The 13,596-nt window shown below is 62.1% G+C and carries 13 protein-coding genes; 12 read left to right on the top strand and 1 reads right to left on the bottom strand.

The window, feature by feature from the left end; translation table 11 throughout:
• Positions 1 to 81: 81 nt before the first annotated feature.
• Positions 82 to 1,008, bottom strand: coding sequence for a serine O-acetyltransferase EpsC (gene epsC, locus AB7933_RS02750; RefSeq protein WP_041160815.1), 927 nt, complete (start codon positions 1,006 to 1,008; stop codon positions 82 to 84).
• A 166-nt stretch (positions 1,009 to 1,174) separates the two neighbouring features.
• Here epsC and AB7933_RS02745 point away from each other — a divergent pair, with 166 nt between their 5' ends.
• The 12 genes from AB7933_RS02745 (at position 1,175) to AB7933_RS02690 (ending at position 13,563) form a co-directional block, all read left to right on the top strand.
• A complete protein-coding gene (locus AB7933_RS02745; protein ID WP_024072788.1) occupies positions 1,175 to 2,170 on the top strand; it encodes a D-cysteine desulfhydrase in 996 nt (331 codons plus the stop codon).
• Between the two features lie 446 nt (positions 2,171 to 2,616).
• Positions 2,617 to 3,411, top strand: coding sequence for a cystine ABC transporter substrate-binding protein (gene tcyJ, locus AB7933_RS02740; RefSeq protein WP_024072787.1), 795 nt, complete (start codon positions 2,617 to 2,619; stop codon positions 3,409 to 3,411).
• Positions 3,411 to 4,076, top strand: coding sequence for a cystine ABC transporter permease (gene tcyL / locus AB7933_RS02735; RefSeq protein ID WP_024072786.1), 666 nt, complete (start codon positions 3,411 to 3,413; stop codon positions 4,074 to 4,076). The genes tcyJ and tcyL overlap by 1 nt, the downstream gene beginning before the upstream one ends.
• A 3-nt stretch (positions 4,077 to 4,079) precedes the next feature.
• Positions 4,080 to 4,826 (top strand): L-cystine ABC transporter ATP-binding protein TcyN, encoded by a 747-nt coding sequence (gene tcyN, locus AB7933_RS02730; protein WP_024072785.1) that lies wholly within the window; start codon positions 4,080 to 4,082, stop codon positions 4,824 to 4,826.
• Between the two features lie 369 nt (positions 4,827 to 5,195).
• A complete protein-coding gene (locus AB7933_RS02725) occupies positions 5,196 to 5,981 on the top strand; it encodes a hypothetical protein (RefSeq protein ID WP_024072784.1) in 786 nt (261 codons plus the stop codon).
• Between the two features lie 187 nt (positions 5,982 to 6,168).
• Positions 6,169 to 7,410 (top strand): SfnB family sulfur acquisition oxidoreductase, encoded by a 1,242-nt coding sequence (locus AB7933_RS02720; RefSeq protein WP_024072783.1) that lies wholly within the window; start codon positions 6,169 to 6,171, stop codon positions 7,408 to 7,410.
• Positions 7,411 to 7,434: 24 nt separating this feature from the next.
• Positions 7,435 to 8,628: an SfnB family sulfur acquisition oxidoreductase gene (locus AB7933_RS02715; protein ID WP_024072782.1), complete on the top strand. Its 1,194-nt coding sequence runs from the start codon at positions 7,435 to 7,437 to the stop codon at positions 8,626 to 8,628.
• Complete coding sequence (locus AB7933_RS02710) at positions 8,628 to 9,989, top strand: LLM class flavin-dependent oxidoreductase (RefSeq protein WP_024072781.1); 1,362 nt, start codon at positions 8,628 to 8,630, stop codon at positions 9,987 to 9,989. Before AB7933_RS02715 ends, AB7933_RS02710 begins: the two co-directional genes overlap by 1 nt.
• Positions 9,990 to 10,098: 109 nt before the next feature.
• Positions 10,099 to 10,914 (top strand): MetQ/NlpA family ABC transporter substrate-binding protein, encoded by an 816-nt coding sequence (locus tag AB7933_RS02705; RefSeq protein ID WP_024072780.1) that lies wholly within the window; start codon positions 10,099 to 10,101, stop codon positions 10,912 to 10,914.
• Entirely contained in the window at positions 10,911 to 12,026 is a 1,116-nt protein-coding gene (locus AB7933_RS02700; protein ID WP_024072779.1) for a methionine ABC transporter ATP-binding protein, read from the top strand. Before AB7933_RS02705 ends, AB7933_RS02700 begins: the two co-directional genes overlap by 4 nt.
• Entirely contained in the window at positions 12,016 to 12,660 is a 645-nt protein-coding gene (locus AB7933_RS02695) for a methionine ABC transporter permease (RefSeq protein ID WP_024072778.1), read from the top strand. Before AB7933_RS02700 ends, AB7933_RS02695 begins: the two co-directional genes overlap by 11 nt.
• A gap of 276 nt (positions 12,661 to 12,936) precedes the next feature.
• Positions 12,937 to 13,563 carry a class I SAM-dependent methyltransferase gene (locus tag AB7933_RS02690; RefSeq protein WP_024072777.1) on the top strand — a complete coding sequence of 209 codons (627 nt, stop codon included), beginning with the start codon at positions 12,937 to 12,939 and terminating at the stop codon, positions 13,561 to 13,563.
• Positions 13,564 to 13,596: the final 33 nt, after the last annotated feature.

Here is a 13,596-nt window from a genome sequence, read left to right as displayed (position 1 = left end):
GTCACAGATGCATTGACTGAACCACCTATATCGGGGGCAAGCCCCCTCCCACAGGGTTGTGTGTGATTTTCAAGACCGGCGCTATTTCTGCGCCCCATCATCATGCTGCAAATTCGCCTGCGTAATATTCGCCCCCGCCGGCACACTGCGGGTCAGCCACACGTTACCGCCAATGGTCGAACCCTTGCCGATGGTGATCCGCCCGAGGATCGTCGCCCCGGCATAGATCACCACGTCATCCTCGACAATCGGATGGCGCGGATGGCCCTTCTGCAACTGCCCATCTTCATCTGCCGGGAAACGCTTGGCGCCAAGGGTCACGGCCTGGTAGATGCGCACCCGCTCACCGATGATCGCGGTTTCGCCGATCACCACGCCGGTCCCATGGTCGATAAAGAAGCTTGGGCCAATCTGCGCGCCGGGGTGAATGTCGATGCCCGTGGCCGAGTGGGCGATTTCCGCGCTGATCCGCGCCAAAAGCGGCAGGCCGGCCCGGTACAGATGGTGCGCCAGGCGATGGTGAATCACCGCGAGGATCCCCGGATAGCACAGCAGCACTTCGTCCACGCTGCGCGCGGCAGGGTCGCCGTGGTAAGCGGCCAGCACGTCGGTGTCGAGCAGGCTGCGCAGGGACGGCAAGGCCAGGGCGAAGTCCTGGATCAGGCGGATGGCAAGGGCGTCGACGTCGCTGTCGTCCTGGCCGCTTTGCCGGGCGGCATAGCGCAGTTCCAGGCGCGCCTGAGCGAGCAAGGCGTTGAGGGCAACATCGAGGGTATGCCCGACGTAGAAATCTTCACTCTCTTCACGCAGGTCCACCGGCCCCAGGCGCATCGGGAACAGCGCACCACACAGCGCTTCAAGAATCTGCGCCACCGCTTCGCGCGAGGGCAGCTCACGCCCGCCGTGCTCGCCGCTCAAACGGCCATTGCGCGCACGCCACTGGTCACGGGCGCCGCGCAGTTGGCTGACGATGGTCTGTAATTGCCAATGACTGGAACGCTCACTCACGGTATTCACTCCTGACGAAATGGCCATCACTTTACGGTATGCACCCCGGCCGCCCTTAAGAACCAATGGTGTGATGCTAAGAACCTTCCGGCATATGCGATTGACGGTTGCCCGATGAAAAGTGCCTGCCTATAGTCCCTCCATCACTTAGCAACCGTGCGTAGCCATGATCAAACAACAGCTCGACCGCTTTAACCGTCTGGAACTGCTGGGCGGTGCCACCGCCCTGGAAAAACTCGAGCGGCTGTCGACCTGGCTGGGACGCGATATCTACGTCAAACGCGATGACACCACGCCGCTGGCCATGGGCGGCAACAAGCTGCGCAAACTCGAATACCTGGCCGCCGATGCCCTCGCCCAGGGGGCCGACACCCTGGTGACCGCTGGCGCCATCCAATCCAACCACGTACGCCAGACCGCCGCGCTCGCCGCCAAGCTCGGCCTGGGCTGCGTCGCCCTGCTGGAAAATCCCACCGGCACCGAAGACCCCAACTACCTGGGCAACGGCAACCGCCTGCTGCTGGAGCTGTTCGACGCCAAGGTCGAGTTGGTGGAGAACCTCGACAACGTCGACGAGCAACTCAACGCCCTCGCCGACCGCCTGCGCAGCAACGGCAAGAAGCCTTACCTCGTCCCCATCGGCGGCTCCAATGCACTCGGCGCCCTGGGCTACGTGCGTGCCGGCCTGGAACTGGCCGGGCAGATCGAGGCCAGCGGGATCGAGTTTGCCGCCGTGGTGCTGGCCTCCGGCAGCGCCGGTACCCACAGCGGCCTGGCACTGGCCTTGAGCGAAGTGCTGCCGAAGTTGCCGGTAATCGGCGTTACGGTGTCGCGCACCGAGGAAGCGCAGTTGCCGAAAGTGCAGGGCCTGGCCGAACGCACGGCCGAGTTGCTCGGCGTGGACATCCCCGACGCGTTCAAGGTGATTCTGTGGGACGAATATTTCGGCCCTCGTTATGGCGAACCGAACGCCGGCACCCTTTCGGCGGTCAAGCTATTGGCGAGCCAGGAAGGCCTGCTGCTGGACCCGGTCTACACTGGCAAGGCCATGGCCGGCTTGCTGGACGGTATCGGGCGCCAGCGCTTTGAAGATGGCCCGATTATTTTCCTGCATACCGGCGGGGCACCGGCGTTGTTTGCCTATGACTCGGTTTTCAGCTGAATAAACGCGGGCTGAATATGGGAGGGGGCTTGCCCTAATGCCGTTCAGTTAAGGCTTTTTTGTAGGAGCGAGCTTGCTCGCGAAGAACTTACAGGCGCCGCGTTCATTCAGGAAACACGCGTTATCGTTGACGTTTTTCGCGAGCAAGCTCGCTCCTACAGAAGGCGATGTACGCTTAACTGAATGGCATTAGGGCTTACCCCCGATAGCGGAGTGTCAGCCAGCTCACTTGTTACTGATACACCGCTATCGGGGGCAAGCCCCCTCCCACATTAGGGTCGCCACATATTCCAGATAAGCATAAATGAATTGATTTATATTATTTTCAAGTCTTAAAACCCGGCTTTATCATCGCGCCGAAGGCGAAGACGCGCTTCGCGCTTTAAGGCAGGATACGACTACCGCGTCACCTGCTTCGCTCAACATAAAAAACACAGGGGCTCTTCATGACTATTTCCGTATTCCGTCGCACCTTGCTGGTCGGCACATTGGGGCTGGCTCTCGGGGCTGGTTGGCTGGGCCAGGCAGTTGCCGGCGAGCAACTGGGCAATATCAAAAAGGCCGGCGAGATCAAAATCGGCCTGGAAGGCACCTACCCGCCGTTCAGCTTCGTCGATGAAAGCGGCAAGCTCAGCGGTTTCGAAGTCGAACTGTCCGAAGCCCTGGCCAAAGAGCTGGGCGTCAAGGTCAAGCTCCAGGCCACGCCATGGGACGGCATCCTCGCCGCCCTGGAATCCAAGCGCCTGGATGCCGTCGTCAACCAAGTCACCATCTCCGAAGAGCGCAAGAAGAAGTACGACTTCTCCACGCCTTACACCGTTTCCGGTATCCAGGCGCTGGTGCTGAAAAAGAACCTCGACACCATCAAGACCGCCAACGACCTGGCCGGCAAGAAAGTCGGGGTAGGCCTGGGCACCAACTACGAACAATGGCTCAAGGACAACCAACCCAAAGCCATTATCAAGACCTATAACGATGACCCGACCAAGTTCCAGGACCTGCGCATCGGCCGTATCGACGCCATCCTGATCGACCGCCTGGCGGCCCTGGAATACGCCAAGAAAGCCCCGGACACCGCCGCTGCCGGCGACGCCTTCTCCCGTCAGGAAGCCGGTATCGCCCTACGCAAAGGCGAGCCCGAGTTGCTTGAAGCGGTGAACAAGGCCCTCGACAAGCTGCGCGCCGACGGCACCTTGAAGAAGCTGTCCGAGAAGTACTTCAACGCTGACGTCACTCAATAATGGAAGCAGGTTTCCAACTCGCGCTGGACTCCGCGCCCTTTCTGCTCAAGGGCGCGTATTACACGGTGATTCTCAGCCTTGGCGGGATGTTTTTCGGTTTGCTGCTGGGCTTCGGCCTGGCCTTGATGCGGCTGTCGCGCGTCAAGCTGCTAAGCTGGACAGCCCGCGTCTACGTGTCGTTCTTTCGCGGCACGCCCTTGCTGGTACAGCTGTTCCTGATCTACTACGGCTTGCCGCAAGTGGGCATCGAGCTGGATCCGATCCCGGCGGCGATGATCGGCTTCTCGCTGAACATGGCCGCCTACGCCTGTGAAATCCTGCGGGCCGCCATCGCTTCCATCGAGCGTGGCCAGTGGGAAGCCGCCGCCAGTATCGGCATGACCCGTGCGCAGACCCTGCGCCGGGCCATCCTGCCGCAGGCGATGCGCACCGCCCTGCCACCTTTGGGCAACAGCTTTATTTCGCTGGTCAAGGACACCGCGCTGGCCGCCACCATCCAGGTGCCGGAGCTATTCCGCCAGGCTCAATTGGTGTCGGCGCGCACCTTCGAGATTTTCACCATGTATCTGTCCGCCGCCCTGATCTACTGGGTGCTGGCAAGCATCCTGGCGCACTTCCAAAACCGCCTGGAAGACCGGGTCAACCGGCATGACCTGGAGTCTTGAAGCATGATCGTGGTTGAAAAGCTGACCAAACAATTCAACGGCCAGGTGGTGCTCAACGGTATCGACCTTGAGGTCAAGGAAGGCGAAGTCGTCGCCATCATCGGCCCCAGCGGTTCCGGCAAGACCACCTTCCTGCGCTGCCTGAACTTCCTCGAAGAACCCACCAGCGGCCGCATCAAGGTGGGTGACATCGAGATCGACGGCAGCAAACCGCTCAACCAGCAACAGGGCCTGGTGCGGCGTCTGCGCCAGCACGTGGGCTTTGTGTTCCAGAACTTCAACCTGTTCCCCCACCGCACCGCACTGGAAAACGTCATCGAAGGCCCGATCGTGGTCAAGAAGATGCCCCGCGAAGCGGCGGTTACCCTGGGTCGCAGCTTGTTGGCCAAGGTCGGCCTGGCGGGTAAGGAAGCGTCCTACCCACGGCGCCTGTCCGGCGGCCAGCAACAGCGCGTGGCGATTGCCCGCGCCTTGGCCATGGAGCCGGAGGTGATCCTGTTCGACGAACCCACCTCGGCACTCGACCCGGAGTTGGTGGGTGAAGTGCTGGCGACCATTCGCAGCCTGGCCGAAGAAAACCGCACCATGGTCATCGTCACCCACGAGATGAGCTTTGCCCGTGATGTGGCCAACCGGGTGATCTTCTTCGACAAGGGCGTGATCGTCGAACAGGGTGAAGCCAAGGCGCTGTTCGCCAACCCCAAGGAAGAACGGACCCGGCAGTTCCTGAGCAAATTCCTGGCCCACTGAGACCCACCCTGTAGGAGCTGGCTTGCCAGCGAAAATCGTCAACGATAACGCGTTTAACCGGATTAACCGTGTCGTCTGGACGGTCTTCGCTGGCAAGCCAGCTCCTACAGGAATGCTTCGTTCCAGCCAGTAAATCGCCCCACCACCCCCTCTTAAAATCCCCCGCCCAGTCAGACCCTTCTGAATCTTCCCGAACCCGCCGTTTAGCCTTTTGCCGCCATTGACGCTCCCTGGCCAACCCTCTTATCTAGCACCCAGAGGATTGGATCCTATCCCGGCTACTCACTGAATCGTTCCTTTCGGTCCCGTTTGCGCACCTGCGCCCAAGGTCCGGAACGATTGCTGCTGGCTGCATCAAGGAGATGACTTATGACGCGCACTGCAACCCCGGCCATGCTCACCGCCCCGACCCTGCCCCAGGCCCTGCCGCACGGCATCAACGCCCTGGCCGCCACCCAACTGCAGGTCGATATCGCCCCCTATCCGGGCATGGATGAAGGCGACCTGATCGAACTGTTCTGGAACAACTGCTTCGCCGCCTCACGTCGGGTAACGGCGTGCAAGGTCGGCACCCCCACCCACCTGCGGGTGCCCGAAAGCTTCGTGCAGGATGGCCTGGCACAGGTTCACTACCAGGTCATGCAAGTCGGCCGCAGCCCGGCCCGCTCGGCGGTGACGCAGGTACGCGTCAAGACCAACGGCCCAGGCGGCCAGCCCTCGCCGCTGTACAGCGACGAAAACCAGAACCTCGCCCCCATCAGGGTGCCCGCGATGATCGGCCGTTACGGCGTCAACGGCAGCCAGGTACGTCGCGGTATTCCGCTGACAATCGAGCCTTACCTGAACATGGCCAGCGGCGACGCCATCACCCTGCGCTGGGGTGATGTGCGCCTGGACCTGCCGAAAATAACGACGCGCAGCGTCGGCCTGGCGGTCCAGGTGTGGGTACCTTCAGCGGTGATTCTCGAAGCGGGCGACGACAGCCGGCTGGACGTGACGTACTGCATCCTCGATCGGGTTGGCAATAATTCACGCTGGGCGCCCGCCCGCACTTTGCGCATCGCCGCCTGTGCGCCCCAGGCGCCGACCCGTGCGGCCAGGGACGCGCTGCCCTATCAACCGCGTCGCCTCGGTTCCCCCTTGGAACCTGGGTGACGGACCTTCTATGCATATTCCTAAAAGTTAGTTTATTTAAAGATTTAACACGCTTAGGGTATATGCACCGGACCACCGGACATTCCTGATTGTTTTGTTTTCATTTCATTGAATGCGAGGTCGGTATGGTCAGAATTACCCCGGTGCGCAACGCCAGGGCATTACGTGCAGCCAAGGAGCGGCGCTGATGTCTAACTTGGCTCTAACACCCCCCCAGAGTGATCTGGACGTAGCTCCCCTGCTGTTGCCAGCCACTGTGCTGCGCAACGACGCCCAAGCGTTGAGCGCGGCCCATGAGCTGGCCCAGGCTGCGCGCCTGCAAGCCGCCAAGCGCGACCAGCAGCGCAAGTTGCCGTGGGCACAGATCGAGCAATTCACCCGCAGCGGGCTGGGCAGTATTTCCATTCCCCGTGAGTACGGCGGCCCACAAGTGTCGTTCGTGACCCTGGCCGATGTGTTCGCGATCATCAGCGCGGCAGACCCGGCCCTCGGGCAGATCCCGCAGAACCATTTCGGCATCCTGCACCTGTTGCAGGGTGCCGCCACCGAGCGCCAGAAAAAGCAGCTGTTCCAAAGCGTGCTCGACGGCTGGCGCATTGGTAATGGCGGCCCGGAGCGCGGCACCAGGAACACCCTGGAACTCAAGGCGCGCATCACTGCCAAGGGCGATGGTTATGTGATCAGCGGCCAGAAGTTTTATTCCACCGGTGCGCTGTTTGCCCATTGGGTGGCGGTCAAAGCGTTGAACGATGACGGCAAGCAGGTCATGGCATTTGTGCGCCGTGGCACCGAAGGGCTGCGCATCGTCGACGATTGGTCCGGCTTTGGCCAACGCACCACCGCCAGCGGCACCGTGCTGCTGGACCAGGTGCCGGTCGACGCAGAGCTGGTGGTCGAGAACTGGCGTATCGGCGAAAGCCCGAATATCCAGGGCGCCGTCTCGCAATTGATCCAGGCCGCCATCGACGCCGGCATTGCCCGTGGCGCGCTGGATGACACCATCGCCTTTGTGCGCGAGCGTTCGCGTCCGTGGATCGACGCCAAGGTCGAACGCGCCAGCGATGACCTGTATGTGATCGCCGATATCGGCAAGCTGAAAATCGAACTGCACGCCGCCGAGGCGCTGCTGCGCAAAGCCGGTCAGGTGCTGGACCAGGTCAGCGCCGCGCCGATCACCGCCCAGTCCGCCGCGCGGGCGTCGATTGCCGTGGCCGAGGCGAAGGTGCTCACCACTGAAGTGTCGTTGCTGGTCAGCGAAAAACTCTTCGAACTGGCCGGCAGCCGCGCCACCCTCGCCGAATTCAACCTCGACCGTCACTGGCGCAACGCGCGGGTGCACACCCTGCACGACCCGGTGCGCTGGAAGTATCACGCCGTTGGCGCCTATCGCTTGAACGGCACATTGCCGGCTCGCCATTCCTGGATTTAACCGACCAGACCTCTGGAGAAACTCATGACCCTTTCTCACCGTGTCGCGGTTATCACCAGCGACGAACAAGCCCTTATTGTCGCCAGCGACCTGGCCGAAGACTTGCGCCGCGACAGCGCCCAACGCGACCGCGAACGCCGCCTGCCGCTGCCCGAACTGGACGTGTTTTCGCGCTCCGGCCTGTGGGGTATCAGCGTGCCCAAGGCATACGGCGGCGCCGGCGTATCCAACGTCACCCTCGCCAAAGTCATTGCGCTGATCGCCCAGGCCGACGCCTCGCTGGGCCAGATTCCGCAAAACCATTTCTATGCCCTCGAAGTGCTGCGCGTGAATGGCAGCCCTGAACAGCAACAACGCCTGTACGCCGAAGTGCTCGCCGGCCGACGCTTCGGCAACGCCCTGGCGGAACTGGGCACCAAGACCGCCCATGACCGCGTGACCGCCCTCACCCGCGATGGCGATGGCTTTCGTATCAGCGGACGCAAGTTCTACGCCACCGGCGCGATCTATGCCCAACGCATCCCCACCTCGGTGGTGGATGAACACGGCATCCAGCAACTGGCCTTCGTGCCCCGCGACAGCGAAGGCCTGAACGTGATCGACGACTGGAGTGGCTTCGGCCAGCGCACCACCGGCAGCGGCTCCGTCGTCTTCGACAATGTGTGGGTCGCCGCGCACGACGTGATTGCGTTCCAGAGCGCCTTCGAGCGCCCCACCACCGTAGGCCCGTTGGCGCAGATCCTTCACGCCGCCATCGACACCGGCATCGCCCGCGCCGCCTTCGAGGACGCGCTGCACTTTGTGCGCACCAAGACCCGCCCGTGGATCGATTCCGGCAACGACAAAGCCACCGAAGACCCGCTGACCCTGAAGAGTTTTGGCCACCTGAGCATCCGCCTGCACGCTGCCGAAGCCTTGCTGGAACGTGCCGGTGTTTACCTCGACCGCGCCCAGGCCGACAGCAATGCCGACACCGTGGCGGCGGCATCGATTGCCGTGGCCGAAGTGCGCGCCTTGAGCACCGAGATTTCCCTGGCCGCCGGCAGCACCCTGTTCGAACTGGCCGGCAGCCAGGCCACCCTGGCCGAGCACGGCCTCGACCGCCACTGGCGCAACGCCCGCGTGCACACCCTGCACGACCCGGTGCGCTGGAAGTACCACGCGGTAGGTAATTACTACCTCAACGCTGAAAACCCGCCACTGCGGGGGACCATCTGATGGCGAAGAAAAAGATCCTGCTCAATGCCTTCAACATGAACTGCATCGGGCATATCAACCACGGTATGTGGACCCATCCAAGGGACACGTCCACCCAATACAAGAGCATCGAGTACTGGACCGACCTGGCGCAAACCCTGGAGCGCGGGTTGTTCGACGGTTTGTTCATCGCCGATATCGTCGGCGTGTACGACGTGTACCAGCGCTCGATTGATGTGCCGCTCAAGGAGTCGATCCAACTGCCGGTCAATGACCCGTTGCTGCTGGTCTCGGCGATGGCTGCAGTGACCAGAAACCTCGGCTTCGGCCTCACCGCCAACCTCACTTATGAGCCGCCGTACCTGTTCGCCCGGCGCATGTCCACCCTCGATCACCTGAGCCGTGGCCGTGTCGGCTGGAACATCGTCACCGGCTACCTCGACAGCGCCGCCAAGGCCATGGGCCTGTCCGAACAGGTCGAGCATGACCGGCGCTACGACCAGGCCGATGAATACCTGGAGGTGCTCTACAAGCTCTGGGAAGGCAGCTGGGAAGACGACGCGGTGCTCAACGATCCGCAAGCGCGGGTGTATGCGCAGCCGGGCAAGGTGCACAAGGTCGAGCATCACGGCGAGTTCTACCAGGTGGAGGGTTACCACCTGTGCGAACCGTCGCCGCAGCGTACGCCCGTGCTGTTCCAGGCCGGCAGTTCGGAGCGTGGCTTGCTGTTCGCCGGGCGGCATGCCGAGTGTGTATTCATCAGCGGGCAAAACAAGGCCGCGACCAAGGTGCAGGTGGACAAGGTGCGCGCCAGCGCAGTCGAGGCCGGGCGCAACCCGGACGACATCAAGGTGTTCATGGGCCTCAACGTAATCGTCGGCGCCACCGAAGAACTGGCGTGGGCCAAGCACGCCGAGTACTTGAGCTACGCCAGCGCGGAGGCCGGCGTGGCGCATTTCTCGGCGTCCACCGCGATTGATTTTTCCCAATACGAAATCGACGAACCGATCCAGTACGTGAAAAGCAACGCAATCCAGTCGGCCACCAAGAACCTGCAAAACAACGACTGGACCCGGCGCAAATTGCTCGAGCAGCACGCCCTCGGTGGGCGCTATATCACCCTGGTCGGCTCGCCCGAACAGGTCGCTGACGAGCTGGAATCCTGGATCAGCGAAACCGGCCTGGATGGCTTCAACCTCACGCGCATTGTGACGCCGGAAAGCTACGTGGACTTTATCGACCTGGTGGTGCCGGAGTTGCAGAAGCGTGGGTCGTACAAGACCGAGTATGAGAACGGCACGCTACGGGAAAAGGTATTCCAGCGCAGCGCGCGCTTGCCCAAACAACACACCGGCTCCACCTACCGCCACTGCCCCCTGTAGGAGCGAGCTTGCTCGCGAAGATAGTTAACGATAACGCGTGGCCTCTGATACCCCGCAGCGCCCTCAAATTTTTCGCGAGCAAGCTCGCTCCTACAACTGGAACTCGATTATGAAAAAGATCCTGCTCTCCCACCCAGTCAAAGCACTGGCCCTGGCCTTCGGGTTGTTCAGCGCGGCGGTGTTCGCCGCCGATGCACCGTTGAAAATCGGCACCACCGCCGCCTTCGCCATTCCCCTGGAAGCCGCCGTCGCCGAAGCCGGCAAGCAAGGCTTGAAAGTCGAGCTGGTGGAATTCACCGACTGGATCGCGCCCAACGTCAGCCTGGCCGCCGGTGACATCGACGTGAACTACTTCCAGCACATCCCGTTCCTGGAAAACGCCAAGGCCGCCGCTGGTTTTGACCTGGTGCCGTACGCGCCGGGCATCATCAACAACGTCGGGCTGTATTCGAAAAAATACAAAAGCATCAACGACCTGCCCCAAGGCGCCAGCGTGGCGATTGCCAACGACCCGATCAACAGCGGTCGCGGCCTGCAACTGCTGGCCAAGGCCGGTTTGATCACCCTCAAGCCGGGCGTGGGCTACAAGGCGACCGAAGAAGACATCGTGACCAACCCGAAGAAGATCAAGATCCTGCAAGTCGAAGCCGTGCAACTGGTGCGCGCGTATGACGATGCGGACCTGGTGCAGGGCTACCCGGCGTATATCCGCCTGTCGAAGACCTTCGATGCCGAGTCGGCGCTGCTGTTCGACGGCCTCGACCACCCGGAATACGTGATCCAGTTCGTGATCCAGCCCAAAAGCAAAACCGACCCACGCGTGATCAAGTTCGTCGACATCTACCAGCACTCGCCAGTGGTGCGCGCGGCGTTGGATAAATCCCTTGGCAAGTTGTACCAAGTCGGTTGGGAAGACAAAAAATGACCGCCGCCCACTCTCAACTGCGCGACCTGGGTTTACCGCCCAGGGACGCCGAGCAGACCGAACTGCACCCGGACCTGAACCGCGCGCACGTGCGCTTTATCAACCTGGGCAAGACCTACGACGGCAGCGTGCATGCCTTGCAAGGCATCGACCTGGCGATCCAGCGCGGTGAAGTGTTGGGCATTATCGGCCGCAGCGGCGCCGGCAAGTCATCGCTGATCCGCACCATCAACCGCCTGGAGCAACCCAGCAGCGGGCGCGTGCTGATCGATCAGGTGGACATCGGCGACTACGACGAAGACCGCCTGGTGGCGCTGCGTCGGCGTATCGGCATGATCTTCCAGCACTTCAACCTGATGTCGGCCAAGACCGTGTGGCAGAACGTCGAATTGCCGCTCAAAGTCGCCGGCGTGCCCAAGCCGCAACGCGAGCAAAAGGTCCGTGAGCTGCTGGAACTGGTGGGTTTGCAGGACAAGCACAAGGCCTACCCGGCGCAGCTCTCAGGCGGGCAGAAACAGCGTGTGGGCATTGCCCGCTCGCTGGTGCACGACCCACAAATCCTGTTATGCGACGAGGCCACCTCGGCCCTCGACCCGGAGACCACCCAATCGATCCTCGGCCTGTTGCGCGAGATCAACCGGCGCCTGGGTTTGACCATCGTGTTGATCACCCACGAGATGGCGGTGATCCGCGAAATCTGCGACCGCGTGGTCGTGCTGGAACACGGGCGCATCGTCGAGCAAGGCCCGGTGTGGAAAGTGTTCGGCAACCCGCAACATGAGGTCAGCAAGACCCTGCTGGCACCGTTGCAGCACGGTTTGCCGGACGAACTGCAAAGCCGTTTGCAGGCCACGCCCGCGTCGTCAGACGCGGCCGTGGTGCTGCGCTTGCAGTTCACCGGCAGCGCTACCGATGAACCGGACCTGGCCGCGCTGTTCGGCGCACTTGGCGGGCGCGTGCGCTTGCTGCAGGGCGGCGTGGAACGCATCCAGGGGCATGCCCTGGGGCAACTGCTGCTGGCAGTGAACGGCTCGCCCCATAACGCCGAAGCACTGCGCAATCGCGCCGGGCGTTGGGCACAACAGGTGGAGGTGGTGGGCTATGTGGTTTGATCGTTTAGTACAGGGTGCCCTCGACACCTTGTTGATGGTCGGCGTGTCATCGCTGATCGCGTTGCTGGTGGGCATTCCGCTGGCGGTGTTCCTGGTCACCAGCGACAAGGGCGGCATCTACCAGGCGCCTGCGTTGAACCGGGTGCTGGGGGCGTTCGTCAACCTGTTCCGCTCCATTCCGTTCCTGATCCTGATGGTGGCGCTGATCCCGTTCACGCGGTTGATCGTCGGCACCACCTATGGCGTATGGGCGGCGGTGGTACCGCTGACTATCGCCGCTACACCGTTCTTTGCGCGGATCGCCGAAGTGAGTCTGCGCGAGGTCGACCACGGCCTGATCGAAGCCGCACAGGCCATGGGCTGCCGGCGCTGGCACATCATCTGGCACGTGCTGTTGCCTGAAGCCCTGCCGGGAATTGTCGGCGGGTTCACCATCACCCTGGTGACCATGATCAACTCGTCGGCCATGGCCGGGGCAATCGGCGCCGGTGGCTTGGGCGACATTGCCTACCGCTACGGCTACCAGCGTTTCGATACGCAGATCATGCTCACGGTGATTGTGCTGCTGGTGATCCTGGTGGCGGTGATCCAGTTGGGTGGCGATCGGTTGGCGCGGGGGCTGAATAAGCGCTGAAAGCTGGGGCTTTTTTGTAGGAGCGAGCTTGCTCGCGAAAAACTCACAGGCGCCGCGTTCATTCAGGAAACACGCGTTATCGTTGACGTTTTTCGCGAGCAAGAACTAGGCGTCCCCCTCGCTCCTACAGAAGGCGATGTACGCTTAACTGAACGGCATTAGGGCAAGCCCGCTCGCCACAGTTACAGTGCTCCTCCTTAACTGACTGGTGTGACGGCAAGCCCGCTCGACACATGGGGTATAGTCGGGCCATCTCAGCGCCCGGTATTCATCACCATGCCTCTCAAGCCCGACGACCTCGACCAGATCACGTCCACCACCCTCGGCCACTACAACAAGGTGGCCGAGGACTTCCGTGAAGGCACCCGCGACCACGATGTGAGCCAGAACATCAACGCGCTGCTGCGGCATATCCAGGGCACGGCGCCCTTTACCGTGCTGGACTTCGGCTGCGGGCCGGGGCGGGATTTGCAGACCTTTACGCGCATGGGGCATATCGCCGTCGGGCTCGATGGTTCGGAACGCTTTGCGCAGATGGCGCGGGAAGACAGTGGCTGTGAGGTGTTGCAGCAGGATTTCCTCAAGCTGGAACTGCCCGCTGAACGCTTTGACGGCATCTTTGCCAATGCGGTGCTGTTTCATATCCCCAAGCAGGAACTGCCGCGTGTGCTCAGGCAACTGCATGGGGCGCTGAAACCAGGTGGAGTGTTGTTCAGCTCCAATCCACGGGGGGAAAACCAGGAAGGCTGGAATGGGCCGCGGTATGGGTCTTATCACGACCTCGATGCGTGGCAAACACTGCTCACCACCGCCGGGTTTGTGGAACTGGAACATTACTACCGCCCGGCGGGATTACCCCGGGAGCAGCAGCCTTGGCTGGCCAGCGTTTGGCGCAAGGCTTGAGTCTGGGGTTGCCTGGGTTGCCATCGGGGTGTA

The organism is Pseudomonas gorinensis, from assembly GCF_042015035.1.
In the GTDB taxonomy this organism is placed as follows: Bacteria; Pseudomonadota; Gammaproteobacteria; order Pseudomonadales; family Pseudomonadaceae; genus Aquipseudomonas; species Aquipseudomonas gorinensis.
The sequence above is the reverse complement of the archived record's forward strand: the minus strand, read 5'-3'. Positions and strand labels throughout refer to the sequence as shown.

Coding starts and splice junctions, on each gene's coding strand:
- AB7933_RS02700 (WP_024072779.1), top strand. CDS start 10,911: ATGACCGCCGCCCACTCTCAACTGCGCGACCTGGGTTTACCGCCCAGG.
- tcyN (WP_024072785.1), top strand. CDS start 4,080: ATGATCGTGGTTGAAAAGCTGACCAAACAATTCAACGGCCAGGTGGTG.
- AB7933_RS02715 (WP_024072782.1), top strand. CDS start 7,435: ATGACCCTTTCTCACCGTGTCGCGGTTATCACCAGCGACGAACAAGCC.
- AB7933_RS02745 (WP_024072788.1), top strand. CDS start 1,175: ATGATCAAACAACAGCTCGACCGCTTTAACCGTCTGGAACTGCTGGGC.
- AB7933_RS02720 (WP_024072783.1), top strand. CDS start 6,169: ATGTCTAACTTGGCTCTAACACCCCCCCAGAGTGATCTGGACGTAGCT.
- AB7933_RS02695 (WP_024072778.1), top strand. CDS start 12,016: ATGTGGTTTGATCGTTTAGTACAGGGTGCCCTCGACACCTTGTTGATG.
- AB7933_RS02705 (WP_024072780.1), top strand. CDS start 10,099: ATGAAAAAGATCCTGCTCTCCCACCCAGTCAAAGCACTGGCCCTGGCC.
- tcyJ (WP_024072787.1), top strand. CDS start 2,617: ATGACTATTTCCGTATTCCGTCGCACCTTGCTGGTCGGCACATTGGGG.
- AB7933_RS02725 (WP_024072784.1), top strand. CDS start 5,196: ATGACGCGCACTGCAACCCCGGCCATGCTCACCGCCCCGACCCTGCCC.
- tcyL (WP_024072786.1), top strand. CDS start 3,411: ATGGAAGCAGGTTTCCAACTCGCGCTGGACTCCGCGCCCTTTCTGCTC.
- AB7933_RS02710 (WP_024072781.1), top strand. CDS start 8,628: ATGGCGAAGAAAAAGATCCTGCTCAATGCCTTCAACATGAACTGCATC.
- AB7933_RS02690 (WP_024072777.1), top strand. CDS start 12,937: ATGCCTCTCAAGCCCGACGACCTCGACCAGATCACGTCCACCACCCTC.